The organism is Brevundimonas sp. Bb-A (genome assembly GCF_009394735.1).
Lineage (GTDB): Bacteria > Pseudomonadota > Alphaproteobacteria > Caulobacterales > Caulobacteraceae > Brevundimonas > Brevundimonas aurantiaca.
In genome coordinates this window covers 1,810,916-1,829,918 of record NZ_CP045456.1, presented here as the reverse complement: position 1 = coordinate 1,829,918, position 19,003 = coordinate 1,810,916, and the positions used below count along the sequence as shown (strand labels likewise).

The 19,003-nt window shown below is 66.3% G+C and carries 17 protein-coding genes and 1 tRNA gene; 4 read left to right on the top strand and 14 right to left on the bottom strand.

All coding sequences use genetic code 11. The annotated features are described in order from the left end of the window. Nucleotides 1-42: 42 nt before the first annotated feature. The 4 genes from BSP_RS09020 to clpX all read right to left on the bottom strand — a co-directional run bounded on the left by BSP_RS09020 (nt 43) and on the right by clpX (nt 4,901). Nucleotides 43-118 (bottom strand) — tRNA-Val (locus tag BSP_RS09020). A gap of 34 nt (nt 119-152) precedes the next feature. Beyond that, a complete protein-coding gene (locus tag BSP_RS09015) occupies nt 153-428 on the bottom strand; it encodes an HU family DNA-binding protein (protein ID WP_054766918.1) in 276 nt (91 codons plus the stop codon). 108 nt (nt 429-536) lie between these two features. Then, nucleotides 537-2,933 carry an endopeptidase La gene (lon, locus tag BSP_RS09010; RefSeq protein WP_152950057.1) on the bottom strand — a complete coding sequence of 799 codons (2,397 nt, stop codon included), beginning with the start codon at nt 2,931-2,933 and terminating at the stop codon, nt 537-539. A 699-nt stretch (nt 2,934-3,632) separates the two neighbouring features. After that, a complete protein-coding gene (clpX, locus tag BSP_RS09005) occupies nt 3,633-4,901 on the bottom strand; it encodes an ATP-dependent Clp protease ATP-binding subunit ClpX (RefSeq protein WP_054765523.1) in 1,269 nt (422 codons plus the stop codon). Nucleotides 4,902-5,095: 194 nt separating this feature from the next. Here clpX and BSP_RS09000 point away from each other — a divergent pair, with 194 nt between their 5' ends. Beyond that, on the top strand, nt 5,096-5,746 hold the full coding sequence (locus tag BSP_RS09000; protein ID WP_227975906.1) for an HAD-IB family hydrolase: 651 nt from the start codon (nt 5,096-5,098) through the stop codon (nt 5,744-5,746). 6 nt (nt 5,747-5,752) lie between these two features. Here BSP_RS09000 and BSP_RS08995 read toward each other — a convergent pair whose 3' ends face one another. From BSP_RS08995 to tig, 3 genes are all read right to left on the bottom strand, one after another. Continuing rightward, the gene (locus BSP_RS08995; RefSeq protein ID WP_054765521.1) at nt 5,753-6,073 is read right to left on the bottom strand and encodes a hypothetical protein; all 321 of its coding nucleotides are present in this window, start codon (nt 6,071-6,073) and stop codon (nt 5,753-5,755) included. A 73-nt stretch (nt 6,074-6,146) separates the two neighbouring features. Further along, nucleotides 6,147-6,794, bottom strand: coding sequence for an ATP-dependent Clp protease proteolytic subunit (locus BSP_RS08990; protein WP_054765520.1), 648 nt, complete (start codon nt 6,792-6,794; stop codon nt 6,147-6,149). 159 nt (nt 6,795-6,953) lie between these two features. Beyond that, nucleotides 6,954-8,297, bottom strand: a complete 1,344-nt coding sequence (tig, locus tag BSP_RS08985; protein ID WP_152950055.1) for a trigger factor — start codon at nt 8,295-8,297, stop codon at nt 6,954-6,956. Between the two features lie 192 nt (nt 8,298-8,489). Between tig and BSP_RS08980 the strand changes: the two genes are divergently transcribed. Further along, nucleotides 8,490-9,191, top strand: a complete 702-nt coding sequence (locus tag BSP_RS08980; RefSeq protein ID WP_152950053.1) for an MBL fold metallo-hydrolase — start codon at nt 8,490-8,492, stop codon at nt 9,189-9,191. 159 nt (nt 9,192-9,350) lie between these two features. Here the strand turns inward: BSP_RS08980 and BSP_RS08975 are convergent, their stop codons facing one another. After that, the gene (locus tag BSP_RS08975) at nt 9,351-9,644 is read right to left on the bottom strand and encodes a hypothetical protein (protein WP_152950052.1); all 294 of its coding nucleotides are present in this window, start codon (nt 9,642-9,644) and stop codon (nt 9,351-9,353) included. Between the two features lie 119 nt (nt 9,645-9,763). On the opposite strand from BSP_RS08975, the gene BSP_RS16215 reads away from it, so the two are divergent. Then, nucleotides 9,764-9,928 (top strand): hypothetical protein, encoded by a 165-nt coding sequence (locus BSP_RS16215; protein ID WP_182713809.1) that lies wholly within the window; start codon nt 9,764-9,766, stop codon nt 9,926-9,928. Nucleotides 9,929-10,045: 117 nt separating this feature from the next. Beyond that, nucleotides 10,046-10,267 carry a general stress protein gene (locus BSP_RS08970; RefSeq protein WP_152950050.1) on the top strand — a complete coding sequence of 74 codons (222 nt, stop codon included), beginning with the start codon at nt 10,046-10,048 and terminating at the stop codon, nt 10,265-10,267. A 220-nt stretch (nt 10,268-10,487) separates the two neighbouring features. On the opposite strand, the gene egtB is transcribed toward BSP_RS08970, so the two are convergent. The 6 genes from egtB to BSP_RS08940 all read right to left on the bottom strand — a co-directional run bounded on the left by egtB (nt 10,488) and on the right by BSP_RS08940 (nt 18,903). Further along, a complete protein-coding gene (egtB, locus tag BSP_RS08965; RefSeq protein ID WP_152950048.1) occupies nt 10,488-12,647 on the bottom strand; it encodes an ergothioneine biosynthesis protein EgtB in 2,160 nt (719 codons plus the stop codon). Between the two features lie 114 nt (nt 12,648-12,761). Then, the gene (locus tag BSP_RS08960; protein WP_152950046.1) at nt 12,762-13,973 is read right to left on the bottom strand and encodes an acyl-CoA dehydrogenase family protein; all 1,212 of its coding nucleotides are present in this window, start codon (nt 13,971-13,973) and stop codon (nt 12,762-12,764) included. Nucleotides 13,974-14,079: 106 nt separating this feature from the next. Beyond that, nucleotides 14,080-14,385, bottom strand: a complete 306-nt coding sequence (locus BSP_RS08955; protein WP_152950044.1) for an SCP2 sterol-binding domain-containing protein — start codon at nt 14,383-14,385, stop codon at nt 14,080-14,082. Nucleotides 14,386-14,659: 274 nt separating this feature from the next. After that, the gene (locus tag BSP_RS08950) at nt 14,660-14,938 is read right to left on the bottom strand and encodes a SemiSWEET family sugar transporter (protein ID WP_152950043.1); all 279 of its coding nucleotides are present in this window, start codon (nt 14,936-14,938) and stop codon (nt 14,660-14,662) included. 47 nt (nt 14,939-14,985) lie between these two features. Continuing rightward, on the bottom strand, nt 14,986-16,629 hold the full coding sequence (locus BSP_RS08945; RefSeq protein ID WP_152950041.1) for an amidase: 1,644 nt from the start codon (nt 16,627-16,629) through the stop codon (nt 14,986-14,988). Nucleotides 16,630-16,656: 27 nt separating this feature from the next. Next, nucleotides 16,657-18,903 (bottom strand): S9 family peptidase, encoded by a 2,247-nt coding sequence (locus tag BSP_RS08940; RefSeq protein ID WP_152950039.1) that lies wholly within the window; start codon nt 18,901-18,903, stop codon nt 16,657-16,659. Nucleotides 18,904-19,003: the final 100 nt, after the last annotated feature.

Below are 19,003 nucleotides of genomic sequence, written 5' to 3'. Positions count from 1 at the left end.
CAATGCGAAAGGCCGCCGGAGCAATCCGGCGGCCTTTTTGATTGGTAGGCGGCGACGGGCTCGAACCGCCGACCCTCTCGGTGTAAACGAGATGCTCTTCCAGCTGAGCTAGCCGCCCTTGAAACCAGAGCGGGGCTTATGCCCTCTGGGCGTCAGGCGTTCAAGGCGCTTTTCAGGCCTTCGCCGGCGCGGAAGCGGGCGGTGCGGGAGGCGGCCCGCGCTATGGCCTGGCCGGTTTGAGGATTGCGCGCCACCCCCGCCTTGCGCTCGATCGTGGTGAAGCTGCCGAAGCCGATCAGCTTGACGTCGTGACCGTGAGACAGGGCCTCGACAACACCGTCGGTGAAGGCCTCCAGCGCCGCCTTGGCCTGGTCCCGACTGATGTTCGCCGCCGTCGCCATGCGACCGATGAGTTCCGCTTTCGTCATCGTCATCCCTCCAAACGGTCAGTAAACGTCCGATAGGCGCTCGCGTCAAAAGCGAAAACGCCGCCGACGGGCTGTCGGCGGCGTTCCGGCGTGCGACTTAAGTCGCGTTCAGTGGCTGACAGCCGCCGTGGCGCCCTCCGCGGGGGGAACGGGCGTCGGCAGGGGTTCAGCCGTCTCGTCCCATTCGACCGGGGTCAGGGCGCCGACCAGGGCCCATTTCAGGGCCTCGTCCGCTGTGGAAATCGGCACGATCTCCAGACCTGACTTCACATTGTCCGGCACGTCGGCGAGGTCCTTTTCGTTCTCCTGGGGGATCAGCACCGTCTTGACCCCGGAACGCAGGGCCGCGAGCAGCTTCTCCTTCAGACCGCCGATGGCGGTGACCCGGCCGCGCAGGGTGATTTCGCCGGTCATGGCGATGTCCTTGCGGATCGGGATCCCCGTCAGGACCGAGACCATGGCCACCGTCATGGCGACGCCGGCGGACGGACCATCCTTGGGCGTGGCGCCGTCCGGCACGTGGACGTGGATGTCGGTTTTCTCGAACACCGGCGGCTTGACGCCGAAGTCCAGAGCCCGCGAACGGACATAGGAGGCCGCCGCCGAGATCGACTCCTTCATCACGTCCTTGAGGTTGCCGGTCACGGTCATGCGGCCGCGACCGGGCATCTTGATCGCCTCGATGGTCAGGATGTCGCCGCCGAACTCGGTCCAGGCCAGGCCGGTGACGATGCCGACCTGATCCTCCTCATCCGTCTCGCCGTAGCGGAACTTCTTCACCCCGGCGTATTCGGCCAGTTTTTCCGCATCGACGGTGATCGAGGCGGCCCCAGTCTTGGCCATTTCGCGAACGGCCTTGCGGGCCAGACCGCCCAGGGCCCGCTCCAGCGACCGCACCCCGGCCTCACGGGTATAGTAGCGGATCAGGTCGCGGATGGTCTCTTCCGGAACGACCAGTTCGCCGTCCTTCAGGCCGTGGTCCTTCATCTGTTTGGGCAGGACGTGACGCTTGGCGATCTCGACCTTCTCGTCCTCGGTGTAGCCCGACACCCGGATGATCTCCATCCGGTCCATCAGGGGCTGCGGCATGTTCAGGCTGTTCGCCGTGGTCACGAACATCACCTGGGACAGGTCGTAGTCCACCTCCAGATAGTGGTCGCCGAAGGTCGAGTTCTGGGCCGGGTCCAGCACTTCCAGCAGGGCCGAGGACGGATCGCCGCGCCAGTCGGCGCCCAGTTTGTCGATCTCGTCCAGCAGGACGAAGGCGTTGGTGGTCTTGGCCTTCTTCATCGACTGGATGATCTTGCCGGGCATGGAGCCGATATAGGTCCGGCGGTGGCCGCGGATTTCGCTCTCGTCGCGCACGCCGCCCAGCGACATGCGGACATATTCACGGCCCGTGGCCTTGGCGATGGACTTGGCCAGAGAGGTCTTGCCGACGCCGGGAGGACCGACGAGGCACAGGATCGGCCCCTTCAGGCTGCCGGTGCGGGCCTGGACGGCCAGATATTCGATGATCCGTTCCTTGACCTTCTCCAGGCCGAAGTGGTCCTCCTCGAGGATCTCTTCCGCCCGCACCAGGTCGATCGGCTTCTGCTTGGCCTTGCCCCACGGCACGGACAGCAGCCAGTCGAGGTAGTTGCGCACCACCGTCGATTCGGCCGACATCGGCGACATGTTGCGCAGCTTCTTGACCTCGGCCTCGGCCTTGGTCCGGGCCTCCTTGGACAGGCGCGTCTTACGGATGCGCTTCTCCAAGTCCATGATTTCGTCGCGCGCGTCGTCGGTCTCGCCCAGCTCGCGCTGGATCGCCTTCATCTGCTCGTTCAGATAATATTCGCGCTGGGTCTTCTCCATCTGACGCTTCACGCGCGAGCGGATCTTCTTCTCGACCTGCAGGACGGAGATTTCCCCCTCCATCAGGCCATAGACCTTCTCCAGCCGCTTGGGCACGTCGATGGTTTCAAGCAGACCCTGTTTGTCGATGATCTTGACCGACAGATGGGCCGCGACCGAGTCCGCCAGTTTGGAGGCGTCGGTGATCTGGGGGATGGAGCTGAGGGCCTCGGGCGGCACCTTCTTGTTCAGCTTCACATAGTTTTCGAACTGCTCGACCACGGCGCGCAGCATGGCCTCGGCCTGAGAGGTCTCGCCCGGCTCGTCCTCGATCTCGACGGCCTCGGCTTCGAAATAGTCGGTGCGGTCGGTGAAGCGGGTCAGGCGGGCGCGGCCCTTGCCCTCGACCAGGACCTTGACCGTGCCGTCCGGCAGCTTCAGCAGCTGCAGGACGCTGGCCAGGACGCCGATGGGGTAGATGGCGTCGGGCGACGGGTCGTCGTCAACGCTGTTCTTCTGGGTCGCCAGAAGGATCTGCTTTTCGCCCTTCATGATCTCGTCGAGGGCCTTCACCGATTTTTCGCGGCCCACGAAGAGCGGCACGACCATGTGCGGAAAGACCACGATGTCTCTCAACGGCAGGACGGGCAGGATCTTGGTGTCAGTCATGATGCGTACTCCTGGGCCATTGGTGATCGCCGGCCCGCCGCCACGGTCGCCCGGGCAAGAGGCCCGACCAGCGCGTGACGGCCCGTCGATTCCGACGGCGTTCGGATGAGTATGTGGTTTGAAAGACCTGCGGTTCAAGCGTGGCCGCCCATCCGCCCACATGCACGTGTCTTTCCGCCCACGCCGCCGGGATCTGCGGCCGGTCGGCGCGCGGTTTTCGGACGGCTGAAAAACAGTGTCCGATGTGTCCGATGTGTCCAATCTGTCCGGTGGTGAAGCCCTCGGCGAAGCGGAAGAACCTTTCGGCGGCTGTCGGACACAGAAAAACAGTGTCCGATGTGTCCGATCTGTCCGATTTGAAAGTCACCTCCGTCACGCCTCTGCGCCGCCTCGGCTGATCCCGCCAGCATAAGCCGCCCCGGCGCCGCGACGGGTCGATCAGCGCCTGGGGACCGACAAGTCTTTGTATTGCCGATGAGACTGAATGCGGGAGTGCGCGGATGAAGCGCGCCGGCCGAAAGGGCGAGAGAAGGTGCGGGTTTCTTCCACCCTGCGGGAGACTCGTGAGACTCCCCCCTCCGTCGCTGGATCGCTGCGCGATCGACGCGACACCTCCCCCGCAAGCGGGGGAGGATCCCAGCTGCAAAAAGGGCCGGAGCGGCGTCGCTCCGGCCCTTGTGACGTTCAGCGGCGGCCCGATCAGGCGGCGCCGTCGGCCTTCTTCTTGGAGGCTTCGGAATAGATCAGCAGGGGCTGGGCCTTGCCGTCGATGACCTCGGCGTTGACCACCACCTCCTCGACGCCTTCGAAGGTCGGCAGTTCGAACATGGTCTCCAGCAGAATGCCTTCCAGGATCGAACGCAGGCCGCGCGCGCCGGTCTTGCGGGTGATGGCCTTCTTGGCGACGGCGATCAGGGCGTCGTCGGTGAAGGTCAGTTCGACATTCTCCATCTCGAACAGACGCTTGTACTGTTTGACCAGGGCGTTCTTGGGCTCGGTCAGGATGGTGACCAGGGCCGTTTCGTCCAGATCCTCCAGCGTCGCCAGGACAGGCAGACGGCCGATGAACTCGGGGATAAGGCCGAAACGCATCAGGTCGTCAGGCTCCACCCCCTTGAGGATGTCGCCGGTGCGGCGCTCGTCGATTTCCTTGACCTTGGCGCCGAAGCCGATCGAGGCCCCCTCGCCGCGCGCCGAAATCACCTTCTCCAGCCCGGCGAAGGCGCCGCCCACGATGAAGAGGATGTTGGCGGTGTCGACCTGCAAGAACTCCTGCTGCGGATGTTTGCGGCCGCCTTGCGGAGGCACGGAGGCGACGGTGCCTTCCATGATCTTCAGCAGGGCCTGCTGCACGCCCTCGCCCGAGACGTCGCGGGTGATCGAGGGATTGTCCGACTTGCGGCTGATCTTGTCGATTTCGTCGATGTAGACGATGCCGCGCTGGGCCCGTTCGACATTGTAATCCGACGCCTGGAGCAGCTTCAGGATGATGTTCTCGACGTCCTCGCCCACATAGCCGGCCTCGGTCAGGGTGGTGGCGTCGGCCATGGTGAAGGGCACGTCGATGATGCGGGCCAGGGTCTGGGCCAACAGCGTCTTGCCCGAACCGGTCGGCCCGATCAGCATGATGTTCGACTTGGCCAGTTCGACGTCGTTGTTCTTCGTCGCGTGGTTCAGACGCTTGTAATGGTTGTGGACGGCGACCGACAGCACCTTCTTGGCGTGCGACTGGCCAATGACGTAATCGTCCAGGACGTCGCGAATCTCCTTGGGCGTGGGGACGCCGTCGCTCGTCTTCTTGAAGCCGATCTTGTGCTCTTCACGGATGATGTCCATGCACAGTTCGACACATTCATCGCAGATGAAGACGGTCGGGCCCGCAATCAGTTTGCGGACTTCGTGCTGGCTCTTTCCGCAGAACGAGCAGTACAGGGTGCTTTTGGCGTCAGAGCCGGCTGCTTTGGTCATAGACCCTTATCTCACTCCCGCGGAGCGGACCGAAATGGCCAGCTACGCGCTTCCTCCGCGTTGATTCCAGCATTCTGGACGCAAAGGTCTTCAAAAAATGACAATCACCCATCCCACGTTCCACGACAACCCCGAAGGCGGAGGGGCGAGGTCACGGAAAGGGGATGGATCAGTGTCGTTGGGGATCACGGCGAATGTCTGACATGGGAAGCGTGCAGGATTTACGCCAGTCCCGGATCAAATCGGAACAGCCGCTCGTCGCCTTCGACTTCGACGGCACCCTGACGATTCGCGACAGTTTCACGCAGTTTCTGCGCTGGAAGGCCGGTCCGGGCGGCTGGGCCCTGGGCCTGGTCAAGCTGGCGCCGGCCCTGGCGGCCTATGGGCGGGATCGTGATCGGGGGCGGATCAAGGCCGCCTCGGTCAAGGAATTTCTGGCCGGCATGGACCGCGAAAGCCTGGAGGCCGAGGCGGAACGGTTCGCCGATCTGGTCTGGGACCGCTTCATGCGGCCGGACGCGCTGAAGGTCTGGAACGAATGGGGCGAACGGGGCGCCCATCGCGTGATCGTGACCGCCTCGCCCGAGACGACGGTTGAGCCCTTCGCCCGCCGGCTGGGCGCCGAGGCCCTCTTGGGAACGCCCCTGACCTTCGACGCCGAAGGCCGGGTGACCGGCGCCTTCGACGGCGCCAACTGCCGGGGCGAGGAGAAGGTGCGGCGTCTGAAGGCCGCCTATGGCGAGGATCTGGTCCTGACGGCCGCCTATGGCGACACCTCCGGCGACGCCGAAATGCTGGCCATCGCCCAGTCGCCGGGGTTCCGGGTCTTCACCCAGCGGCCCTGAACCGCTTCAGCGGCCGTCGGCGTCCACGTCGAAAACCATGGCCTTGCCCCGCGAGGTCGGGTCCCAGCCCGCCTCGATGGCGGCGGTGACGGCGTTGCGCACCGCATCGACATTGACCCGCTGCTTCTCCACGTCGGGCCGGCCGTTGGGACGCAAGGGCGGCGGAAACTGGATGATGGCCTCGCGCTTGAAATCCACATGGCGAAGGGAGACGGCCATCCCCTCCCACACCGCACCGCCGACGGGGCGCGGCTGACGACGGATTTCCCAGGCGTAGGTCTCGCCCTCCACCTCGATCGTGCCTGAGGGGTCTCTTGTGAACTGCATCTCGGTTCCGATGGACGAAAAGAAAGGGGCGCGCCGCCAGGACGCGCCCCCTCATTCTAGCTGAAAACGGGGCTCAGGCGCCGGGCGTCTTTATGCCGTCGGCGTCGGCCTGTTCGCGCCGGTCATAGACGTGGTCGACGATGCCCCAGGCCTTGGCCTCTTCGGCCGACATGAAGTGGTCGCGGTCCAGGGTGCGCTCCACCTCCTCATAGGTGCGGCCGGTATGATGGACATAGATCTCGTTCAGCCGCTTCTTGGTGTAGCGGATGTCCTCGGCGTGGCGCTCGATGTCCGAGGCCTGGCCGCGGAAGCCGCCGGAGGGCTGGTGCACCATGACCCGGGCGTTCGGCAGGGCGATCCGCTGGCCCGCCTCGCCGGCCGTCAGGATCAGGGAGCCGGCCGAGGCCGCCATGCCCATGACCACGGTCGAGACCGGGCTCTTGATGTATTGCATGGTGTCGTAGATCGCGAGCGCCGAGGTCACCTGACCGCCGGGGCTGTTGATGTACATGGAGATTTCCTTCTTGGGGTTCTCCGACTCCAGGAACAGCAGCTGGGCGCAGATCAAGGAGGCCATGCCGTCCTCGAACGGCCCCGTCAGGAAGATGATCCGCTCGCGCAGCAGGCGCGAGAAGATGTCGAAGGAGCGCTCGCCCCGGCTGGACTGCTCGACCACCATGGGGACGAGGTTCATGTTCATCAGTTCGATCGGATCGCGCATGGAGCCTTCTCAAGAATGCGGGGAGCGCGCGACTCGCGGTCGCTCGCCTTGTTGTTCTGCATATCGCGTTATGAAGGCCGCCTTACAAGGTGGGGCCCGCATACGAAAAAGGCGGGGATCGCCGACCCCCGCCTCTTCCCGATCCGATGAAGGCGGCGATCAGCCCTCTTCGTCTTCCTTCAGCAGCTCTTCCTTGCTGATGGGCTTGTCGGTGACTTCGGCCAGGCCGACGATCAGGTCGACGACCTTTTCCTCATAGATCGGGGCGCGCATCTGGGCGGCCGCGTTGGGATTCTGGCGGTAGAAGTTCAGGACGGCCTGCTCCTGGCCCGGATAGTTGCGGGCTTCCTGCAGCAGGGCGGCGTTCAGCTCCTGGTCGGTCACCTGGACATTGTGGGCGCGGCCGATCTCGGCCAGGACCAGACCCAGGCGCACGCGGCGCTCGGCGATCTTCTTGTATTCGGCCTTCAGGTCGTCGTCGGACTTCTTGGCGTCTTCTTCCGGCAGGCGGCCGGCGGCCTTGTCGGCCTCGACCTGTTGCCAGATGCCTTCAAACTCGGCTTCGACCATCTTGGGCGGCAGGGGGAAGTCGTGGGCTTCGTCCAGCTGGTCCAGCAGGGCGCGCTTCAGCTTGAAGCGAGCGGCGCCGGCGTATTGCTGGTTCAGGTTCTGGCTGAGCAGCTCCTTCAGGCGATCCAGCGATTCCAGGCCGATGCGCTTGGCGAACTCATCGTCCACCTTGGCTTCGACCTCGGACTTGATGGCCTTCACCTTGATGTCGAAGGTGGCCAGTTTGCCGGCCAGATGGGCGGCCTGATAGTTCTCGGGGAAGGTGACCTCGATGGTCTTTTCCTCGCCGACCTTGGCGCCGGTCAGCTGCTCTTCGAAGCCGGGGATGAAGCGGCCCGAGCCGATCACAAGGTCCGCGTCCTCGGCGGCGCCGCCTTCGAAGGGTTCGCCGTCCAGCTTGCCCAGGAAGTCGATGGTCAGTTGGTCGCCCTCGGCGGCCTTGACGGTCTTGCCCTTCTTGTCCTCGTAGGACTTGGCCTGGCCGGCCAGTTCGGTCAGGGCCTCGTCCAGATCGGCGTCAGACGCCTCATAGGTGGGGCGTTCCAGCTTCAGGGTCTTGGGATCGACCGGGGTGAAGTCCGGCATGATCTCCAGCGACATCTCATAGGCCAGGTCTTCCTGACCGGCGATGACCTTGTCCATGTCGGAGGTCAGCTTCATCTCGGCCGGGGCGGCCGGACGGATCTTGGCCTCGTCCAGAGCCTTCTGGCTGGTCTCGTTCAGCTGGGCGTTGATGATCTCGCCCATGAAGTCGCGGCCGAAAGTCTTCTTGACGTGGGCGACCGGCACCTTGCCCGGACGGAAGCCCTTCAGCTTCATCTGAGGGGCGACTTCCTTGACGCGGGCTTCGAGCTTCTCGTTCAGCTCCGCGACGGGAATGGTGACCGCGATCACGCGGCTGAGGCCTTCGTTCGACTTTTCGACGACTTGCATGGTCGGGATTTCTGACGCTCTGGGGCGCATGAACCGTCGGGACGGCCGGCGCGGAATGGATAAAGCAAGAAGGCCGCCCCGTTTGGAGCGGCGCCTCGAAGCCCGCCCTTATGTCGAGAAGGGCTCCAAAGGTCAACGCGGGCGTGGCCCGCAGCGGTGGTTTCGCGTCACGGGGGCGGCTAAGAAGGCGTCATGACCCAGCCCGCCTCCCCCATCGGCGTCTTTGTGACGCCCGTCACGCCGCTCCAGCAGAACTGCACCACTGTCTGGTGCACGGTGACCAAAAAGGCCGCCGTGATCGACCCCGGCGGGTCGGTGGATGCGATTCTGGGCGAGGTGACGCGGCGCGGCCTGGTTCTCGACCAGATCTGGATCACCCACGGCCATCTGGATCACGCCGGCGGCGCGGCCGAGATGCAGGAGAAGACCGGGGTCCAGATCACCGGACCGCAGAAGGCCGACCAGTTCTGGATCGACCGGATCGTGGAGACCGGCCGGATGTACGGCCTGCCCGAGGCCCGACCCTTTACGCCCGATCGCTGGCTGGAGGATGGGGATACCGTCAGCCTGGGCGAGACGAGCTGGGAAGTGCGCCACTGCCCGGGCCATACGCCGGGCCATGTGATCTTCTTCAACCGGGCGGCCCGGTTCGCCCAGGTGGGCGACGTGCTGTTCAAGGGCTCGGTCGGCCGCACCGACTTCCCGATGAGCGATCCGCCCGCCCTGATCCGCAGCGTGGTGGAGAAGCTGTGGCCCCTGGGCGACGACGTGACCTTCGTGCCGGGCCACGGACCGATCTCGACCTTCGGCGAGGAGCGGCGGACCAATCCGTTCGTGTCGGATGCGGCGTTGCAGAAGGCGCCGATCCAGAGAGAGCCGACGGGGCCGGCTTAGATCTTTTCCTTCTCCCGTGGGGAGAAGGCGGCCCGCAGGGCCGGATGAGGGACCGGCGGCGGGCCAGCTCGCACCACCGTGCCCCTCACCCTTTTGCGCAAGGACGATCGCTGCGCTCTCGTGCGCTCAAGCCCTCTCCCGGCGGGAGAGGGTTTGCTTTTAGCGACGCATCAGCATGCCGATGATCACCCCTATGCCCAGGGCGTAGAGGGTGGTCTTCATCGGTTCGTCGCGAATGCCCTCGCGGGCCGTCTCGACGCGGCTGATCACCTTGCTGCGGATCAATTCGGCGTCTTCGCGCAGGGCTTGGCGGATCGAGGTGGTGTCCTCGAAGCTGCGGGCTTCGCCTTCGGCCAGGATGGCGTCAGCCTGACGGTCCAGACGCTGAGTCAGGGTGTCGTCTTCCAGGGCGATGTCGTCGGGGGACGTGGGGGCGATAGGGGTCTGGGTCATGGGGATCTCCGGGGTTCGGACACTGAACCGGCGCGCCTCAATCGAGTTCCCCCCGCCCATCGAGGTCGGACAGTGAACATTGCGGGTCACACAGCGTTCTCAAGCCAGAGGAGACCGTCATGACCTATGTCGAACCCACGCCACCCGGAACGCCGCAACCGGAAATCCAGCCCGAGCCGACGCCACAACCCGAGATCGACCCGGCCGACGCTCCGGACGAAATGCCGCCGATGGAGCCCGGCGGCGGCGGCGAAGGCGATTCCCGCCCCTATGCAGCCGTTTGAAGTCAAACCACAAAGACGTTCAGATCACGGCTGGTAAAACGAAGTTACCTACGGAACCGTCACGGAGTCACAGGGTTCATTTCGGCAAGCGCAACGGCAGCACTGAAAGGAACACCGATGGACGGCCAGACCTCGCGACCCTCCGGCGTTTCCAAGCGAGGCTTCGCCTCCATGGATCCCGAACGTCAGCGCGAAATCGCACGCAAGGGGGGCGCAAGCGTCCCCAGCGAAAAACGAAGCTTCTCCCAAGACCGCAGCCTGGCCGCCCAGGCCGGACGCAAGGGCGGCGAGGCCTCGCACGGGCCGAAGAAGGACGCGGCTTCGAACGAAGCCGAGTGACACGGCTTCAGTGAGAGTCTGCAGGGCGGCGCGTCGAGGATGCGCCGCCCTTTTTCTTTTCCATGCACTCGCCCCCATGGCCGTCATCCTCGGCCTTGTGCCGAGGATCCATAGGCTCGGTCTTGCAGGGGGCACGACGCCCGGCGCCGGGATTATGGATCCTCGGCACAAGGCCGAGGATGACGATCTTATCTGTATAGACAGAAAGGAAGTGGCCCCCTCACCCCCGCAGCAAGGCCAGGGCCACGCGGGGTTCGGGCGAAACCTCGAAACCGGCCATGGACCAGCCGGACTCCTTGGCCAGGGCCTCGACCGAATCCGGCGTGAACTTGCGCGAGCTTTCGGTGTGGAGGGTCTCTCCGGCCATGAAGGTGAAGGCCCTGTCGCCGACGCGGGCGGCGGTTTGACGCAGCGCCTGAAGGTGCATTTCCATGCGCGAGTGATCCGGGTTCCAGACGGCGCGGTGGGCGAAGGCGTCCAGGTCGAAATCGGCGTCCAGTTCGGCGTTGGCGCGGACCAGGAGGTTCAGGTTGAAGGCCGCGGTGACGCCCCGGCTGTCGTCATAGGCGGCGACCAGGGTCGCAGGGTCTTTGACCAGATCGACGCCCAGAATGAACAGGGCCCCCTCCCCCAGCATCCGACGCGCCGAGGCCAGGAACCGCACCGCCTCCTCGGGCTCCAGATTGCCGATGGTCGAGCCGGGGAAGAAACCGATGCGCCGCCCCTGCGGCAAATCGTCCGGCAGGGGCGACAGATGTTCGAAATCGCCGAGAACCGGCTGGACCCGCAGGGCCGGATAGTCGGCGGACAGGCGGGCGACGGCGTCCAGCAGGGCCGTCTCGCTGATGTCCAGCGGCACATAGGCGCCGAGGTCGGGCGCGGCGTCCAGCAGGATGCGGGTCTTTTCGCTGGCGCCCGAACCGAACTCGACCAGGACGGCCTCGGGGCCGAAGTCGGCGGTCAGGGCGGCGGCCCGGTCGCGCAGCAGGGCCGTCTCCTGACGGGTCGGATAATATTCCGGCAGGGCCGTGATCTCTTCGAACAGGCGCGAGCCTTCGGCGTCATAGAACCATTTGGGCGGCACGGCCTTCTGGTCGCGGGACAGGCCCTGGACCAGGTCGCGCCGGAAGGCGGCGGTCTGGGCGTCCTCGGTGAAGTTCGTGCGCCCGCGCGGGGCGTCTTCGGCCAGTCTCAGACCCATGAAGGCCCACCTCTGTTGGGGATAGAAGAAGTTGCGATAGGTGACGCGGGCGTGGCCGGGCGGCGTGGCGAAGGCGCCGCCGCGCAAGACCATCTGATTGGCCATGAACTTGCCGTTGTACTCAGCCGCCGTGCCAGGCGTCGGCTGGAAGCCGGGGTAAGGGGCGTAGGCGCTGGACGTCCACTGCCAGACCTCGCCCGACAGGTTTGAGAAGGCGTCGGGCGCCGTGGTCGCGGCATGCTCCCACTCCGCCTCGGACGGCAGGCGCTTGCCGGCCCAGCGGGCGTAGGCGTCAGCCTCATAGAAGCTGACATGCCGCACCGGGGCGGTCGGATCGACCGGGGCGCGGCCGATCAGGCTCAGGACCGTCCAGTCGTCGCCGTCGCGGCGCCAGTAGAGGGGCGCGGTCCAGGCCTCGGCCTTGACTGTGGCCCAGCCGTCGGACAGCCACAGCTCGGGCCGGGCGTAGCCGCCGTCGGCGATGAAGCCCAGCCAGTCGCCGTTGGTCACCAGGTCGGCGGCCAGGGCGAAGGGTTCCAGCCAGACCCGGTGCGACGGCCCCTCATTGTCGAAGGCGAAGCCGGCGCCGCCATGACCGATCGAGACCAGGCCGCCCTCGAAGACGACGGCGCCGCCGCGCGCGGCCTCAGGCGGGGCCTGTCGCGGCTCGACCGCATAGGCGGCCGGGTCCAGCGGCGAACAGGCCATCAGGTTCAGCAGGTCCATCAGGAACAGCTCCTGATGCTGCTGGTCGTGGTGCAGGCCCAGTTCGAACAGATAGCGCTGATGGCCGCTGGACGGCCCCGAGGCCAGCCAGGCGGCCATGCGGCGGTCGATCTCGCGCCGATAGGCCAGGACCTCGTTCACCGAGGGCCGGGTCATCAGGCCGCGCTGGGGCCGGGGCACCCGCTCGCCCAGGGCCTCGTAGTAGGAGTTGAACAGCTGCTGGAAGCGCGGATCGACCGGAGCATAGTCCGGGTCGGCCGACAGGATCATCGCCTCGAAGAACCAGCTGGTGTGGGCCAGGTGCCATTTGCCGGGGCTGCAGTCCGGCATGGACTGGGCCGCCAGATCCTCGGGCGACAGGCCTTCCGCCAGGGCGGGCATGGCGCCCCGGATCGCCCTGAAACGGGTCACGTCGGACGCCGCCCGCGTATCGGGCTCCAAGCGCGCATTCATCTCAGCCGTTCCGTCCCCGCTTGCGACGCCCCGGCTGGCCTCGCGTCGTCCTGTCCGGAAAACGTCAGGCGCCGCCAGGGGTTCCCTCGGAAGCGGACGGCGTGACGCCGTTTCTCAGGCCGAGGGTCTGCCGCCGTGTTTGGCGTACTCCAGCCGGGCGATGGCGCGGTTGTGCACCTCGTCCGGGCCGTCGGCGATCCGCAGGGTGCGCACCGTGGCGTAGAGTTCGGCCAGGGGGGTGTCGGCCGAGACGCCGGCGCCGCCGAAGGCCTGGATGGCGTCGTCGATGACCTGAAGCGCCATGCGCGGGGCGGCGACCTTGATCTGGGCGATCTCGGAGCGGGCGTTCTTGGCCCCCGCCTCGTCCATCATCCAGGCGGCCTTCAGCACCAGAAGCCGGCACATCTCGATATTGGTGCGGGCGTCGGCGACCCTCTGCTCCCACACCGAATGTTCGGCCAGCTGTTTCCGGAAGGCGGTGCGGTTCAGAAGGCGGGTCACCATCAGCTCCAGCGCCCGCTCGGCCGCGCCGATCACGCGCATACAGTGGTGGATGCGGCCCGGGCCGAGGCGCCCCTGAGCAATCTCGAACCCCCGCCCTTCGCCGGCGATCAGGTTCTCGGCCGGAACGCGAACGTTCTCCAGCACCACCTCGGCGTGGCCGATCGGGCGTTCGTCATAGCCGAAGACCGACAGCATTCGCTCGACGCGGAAGCCGGGCGTATCGACGGGGACGATGATCTGGGACTGCTGGGCGTGGGTCGCGGCGTCCGGGTCGGTCTTGCCCATGACGATGGTCACGGCGACGTTCGGATGGGCCATATTGGTCGACCACCATTTGCGGCCGTTGATCACATAGTGGTCGCCGTCGCGCTCGATCCGGGTCCGGATATTGGTGGCGTCGGACGAGGCGACCTCGGGCTCGGTCATCAGGAAGGCGGAGCGGATCTCGCCCGCCATCAGCGGCTTCAGCCAGCGGTCCTGCTGGGCCGCGTTTCCGTACATATGGAGCACCTCCATATTGCCGGTGTCGGGGGCGTTGCAGTTGAACACCTCGGCCGTCCACAGGTGGCGGCCCATCATCTCGGCGAGGGGGGCGTATTCCAGGTTTGTCAGGCCCGCCCCGTGCTCGCCCGGCAGGAACATGTTCCACAGGCCCGCCTCGCGGGCGGCGGCCTTCATGGCCTCCATGACCGGAGGCTGGCGGTTCGGATTCTCGCGCACCTGGGCGAAATAGTCGGCCTCGCGCGGGATGACCTGTTCGTCGAGAAAACGGCGCACGCGGGCGTGCCAGTCCAGGGCGCGGTCGGAATGTCTGAAATCCATGTCGTTTCCTCGTTTTTTCGGTCGCGCCTCTGACGGACGCTGAAGACGAAAACGGCGCGGCCCCCGAGGGGCGCCGCGCCGCAGTCAATTATTGATCAGCAAGCCATCAGCGCTTCAGCAGCGGAGCCAGCTTCTGGGCGATCATCATGTCGCCGGCGATCTTCAGCTTGCCCTGCATGAAGGCCATCATCGGGTCCAGCTTGCCTTCCGACAGGGCCATGAAGTCGTCCCACTTGATCGAGACGGTGGCGTCGGCGGGCTTGTCTTCGTTGGTGACGGTGTTCGGCACGGAGGCGCCGTCGATGAAGATCTTGCCCTCGTCGCCGAGGTCGAGCTTCACGGTCTTGCCGAGGCCGGAGTTTTCGCCGACGGCGGCGCGGATGTGTTCGGTGACTTGGGCGAGATCAGGCATTGGGGGCGTCTCCCTTGGACGTTGAGGCTCCTGCCGTAACCCGCATCGCGCGGGGCGCCAAGATCACGTCGGGTAAAGCTCTCGTCACTTGTCCGACGAAGAGCCCGAATAGAGACTGGCCAGACCAAGGGCGGCCATGAAGAAGACGAAGGCCGCGACGATGGCGGCGACGAAGGGGACGGCGTCATGGGGCATGGGAAATCTCCTCGACCCCACCCTCGCGCCGCCTCCGCCGCCTCGCCTTGATCCGGATCAAACCTGCAGAAGCCGGCCGTCAGGCTTCGGGATCGCCGTCGCGGAACCGCCATTTCATCACCAGAACCCAGGACGCCATGACCAGGGCGCATGAATTGGCCACGGTGACGGGCCACGCCTGGGTCATCACCCCGTAGACCACCCACAGGGCGAAACAGGTCACAGTAAGGGAATAGGTCCTCAGACTGACCGAGGAGGCGTCGCGTTCCTTCCAGATCTTGAGCGCCTGGGGTGCGAAACTGGTGACGGAACAGACCGCTGCGGCCGAGCCGACGATATTGGCGATCAGGTCGCTCATTCGGGGAGGATCGGCTTTGTCATGAAGGCCCAACAGCGGACCGCCGATCAAGGTTCCTGATGGATGGGCGCGAGCACAGGCGCGACGGCGCGCGTGCTGTTCAACGAGGCGGGAAAGGCCGGCGCGACCCGCTGCGGTCCCAACTGTTCAAAGGCATAGCCGAGCGCGAGCACCCGCGCGTCCTGCCACTGGCCGCCGATGAAGCTGAGCCCCACCGGAAGCCCGCCCACCTGCCCCATGGGCACGGTCAGGTGGGGATAGCCCGCCACAGCCGGCAGCGTCGAGGCCGAGCCCAGATAGTGGTCGCCGTTGACGACGTCGGTCATCCAGGCCGGGCCGGTCGTCGGCGCGATCAGGACGGCGACGTCATTGTCCTTCAGCAGTCGATCGATCCCCTCGGCCCCGGCCAGACGTAGCGAGGTCTCGCGCGCGGCCACATAGGCGGAGTCGGACAGCCCCCCCGTCGCGTCCGCGGCCTCGAACAGGTCCTGGTCGAACAGGGCCAGCTCGCGCGGGGTCGCGCGGTTGAAGGCGATGACGTCGGCCAGGGTGCGCGTCTGAACCTGAGCCGGATCGGTGGTGGCGAGATAGGCGTTCAAGTCCGCCTTCAACTCGGTCAGCAGGACGGTGAATTCCGCGCCGCCGACAGCGTCCATGTCCGGTCCGTCCTTGATCTCGACGAGGACGGCGCCTGCCTGGCGCAACCGCTCCAGATTGGCGTCGAAGACGGCGTCCGTACCGTCGGAATAGCCGGTCAGGAAGCGGGCGACGCCGATGCGAACCCCGCGGAGACTGGCCCCCTCCAGAGCCGCCGCATAGTCGGTCTTGCGGGCGTCGGCCTCGGCCGTCGCCGGATCGGCGGGATCGGTCCCGGCGATGACGGTCAGCACCAGGGCGGCGTCCCGGACGGTCCGGGTCATCGGCCCGGCGGTGTCCTGGCTGTGGCTGATGGGGACGATCCCCGTGCGCGACACCAGGCCGACGGTGGGCTTGAACCCGACCAGGCCGTTCATCGCCGCCGGACAGGTGATCGACCCGTCCGTCTCGGTGCCGATGGCCACGATGGCGAAGCCCGCCGCCACCGCCGCTCCCGAGCCCGAGGATGAGCCGCAGGTGTTGCGGTCGCGGGCGTGGGGATTGCGGGTCAGGCCGCCCACGGCGCTCCAGCCGCTGATGGAGTGGGACGAGCGGATATTGGCCCATTCCGACAGATTGGACTTGCCGATCAGCACCGCCCCCGCCGCGCGCAGCCGGGCCGTGATCGGCGCGTCGCGGTCCGGCTGGTTCGCGGCCAGGGCCAGGGAGCCCGCCGTGGTCGGCATGCCGCGCGCCTCGACATTGTCCTTGATGACCAGGGGCACGCCGTCCAGCGGCAGGGCCTGTCCGGCGAGGCGGCGGGCGTCGGAGGCGCGGGCGTCCTCGGGCGCATCGGGGTTGATCGCGATCAGGCTGTTGATCGCGGGACCGGGCTCGCCGAACCGGCCTTCGACGTCATAGGTGCGAATCTGGCTGAGGAAGAAGCGCGCCATCTGCTCCCAGGAGCCGTAGGGCGTCCGCTCGCGCTGAACCCAGGCGATGTCGGCGTTCGGCGGCGGCGGCGGGGGCGGCGGCGTCTGCGCCGAGGCGAACGGCGCCGCGACGCCGGCCAGGACGACGGCGAACACACCGGCCAAAAGCTTGGTCTTCAACATGTTCGCCCCTGCGCCTTGGTTCAGTCGTCAGTCCGCCGTCTCAGCCCTCTTGCCGATCGTGCGGTCCAGGAAGTCGAGATAGGTCCGCCATTGCTGAAGCTGCCGCGGTTCGCCGCGGACGCCATGCCTTTGGCCCGGATAGAGCATCATCTCGAACGGCGTGCTCTTGGCCTGGAGGGCGTCGATCACGCGGGTGGCGTTGCCGAAGATGACATTGTCGTCGGCCATGCCGTGCAGGATCAGCAGGCGCCCCGTCAGATGATCCAGGCGCGGCAGGACGTCGGTGGCGGCGTAGCCGTCCGGATTGTCCTGGGGCGTGGACATGTAGCGTTCGGTGTAGTGGGTGTCGTACAGGCTCCACTCGGTCGGGGCGGCGCCGGCAAGCGCCGAGGCCAGTCCGGCGTCCGGATCGGTCAGGGTCAGCAGGCTGAGGAAACCGCCGAAGCTCCAGCCCATGACCGCAATGTGGTCGCCATCAACATAAGGCAGGGTTTTCAGCCATTTGGCGGCCAAAGCCTGATCCTCGACCGCAGGAATGCCCAGGCGGCGATAGATGCTGGTCTCAAACGCCTGGGACCGGTCGCCCTCGCCGCGGTTGTCCACGCGGAAGACGATATAGCCGGCCTCGGTCAGCAGCTGGTTGGTCAGGGGCTGCCAGCTCTTCTGCACGCCCGCGCCGGTGCCGGGACCGCCATAGACCTGCATCACCACCGGGTACTTCTTCGACGGATCGAAGTCGGGGGGGGTGGTCATGCGCCAGACCAGGGTTTCCCCATGACTCTGCATCGTGCCGAACTCGGGCGCCCGCAGACGCGAGACGTAGGGCGCGAAGGGGTGATCGGCGTCGAGCCGGTTTTCCTCGATCCAGCGGATTCGCGTGCCGTCGATCCGGTACAGGGCCGACTGGGGCGGGGTGGCGGGATCGGAATAGTTGCCGACATAGGCGGTCGCCGGCCCGTTGACCGAGACGTTCCACCAGCCGCCGGCGGGGGTCACCGCCACCGGATCGACCGTGCGGTTCAGGCTGGCGCGGAACATCTGCTGTTCGATGGGCAGTTCCTTGCCGTCGCGCATGGAGGCAGTGAAATAGACCTCGCCGGTCTGTTCGTTTACCCCGTCCAGATGTTTGACCGGATAGTCGCCGTGCGTGATCGCCCGCAGCTGACGCCCGTTACGGTCGTACAGATACAGGTGGCGCCAGCCGATGTCCTCGTTCGACCAGATGAAACGGCCGTCCGGCAGGACGTGGAAGTCGTTGTTCAGATCGACCCAGGCTTCGGCCTTCTGACTGAGGATCACGCGCGAGGCGCCGGTGGCCGGATCGACGCTGAGCAGGTCGAGCGTCTTCTGGTCGCGCGACTGACGCTGGACATACAGGGTCTTGCCGTCATGCGACCAATCCACCCGCGCCAGATAGATGTCGGTGTTCGCGCCCAGATCCACCTTGACCCGCGCGCCGCTCTGAAGATCGCGGACATGGAGTTCGACCAGGGCGTTGGGGCGGCCGGCGCGGGGATAGCGCTGCTCGACCATGGTGGCGCCTCCGCCGGTGATCTCGAAGCGCGGCACGACGTCTACCGGGCTTTCGTCGACGCGGGTCAGGGCGATGTAGCGTTCGTCCGGGCTCCACCAGTAGCCGGTGTCGCGATCCATCTCCTCCTGGGCGATGAACTCGGCCGTGGCCCAGGTGATCAGACCGGCGCCGTCGTCGGTGATCGGCGTCTCCTTGCCCGTGGCCAGATCATAGATGACCAGGTTCTGGTCGCGGACCCAGGAAACGAAATTGCCCTTGGGCGAGACCTTGGCGTCGATCTCGTCGGCCTCGGTCTCGGTCAGGCGGCGCACCTTGCCGTCGGCGCGGCTGGCCAGGAAGATGTCGCCCTCCAGCGGCGCAAGGATGTAGCGGCCCTGCTGGTCCCAGGCGTATTCGACCACGCCGCGGGCGCTGATCCGCATCCGCTCGCGCCGCGCCTTTTCGGCCTCGGACAGTTCGCCGGCGTCGGGAACCAGGGCGCGGGCGTCGATCAGCTTGTAGGGCTCGCCCTCGCCGGTGGGCGCGGCCCACAGGTCCTGGACGTCCACATTGTCCTCGCGCGAGCGCAGGAAGGCCACCAGCTGGCCGTCGGGCGACAGGCTGACCCCCTTGGCCACCGGGCCGTTCAGGCTGGGGCTGGAGAAGACCCGTTCAGGCGTCAGGATGTTGGAGGGGGTCTCCTGGGCGACCGCTGAACCGGCCGAGAGGAGGATGGTCGAGGCGAGAAGAAGGGTGCGCATGGTCGGCGACGCTAGCGACGCTTCTGCAAGCCGTCACTAGGAAAAGTGGTCGCCGCCCGGAGCGCTTTTTCTTCCCTGCGACCGGTTCTCAGACTAGAGA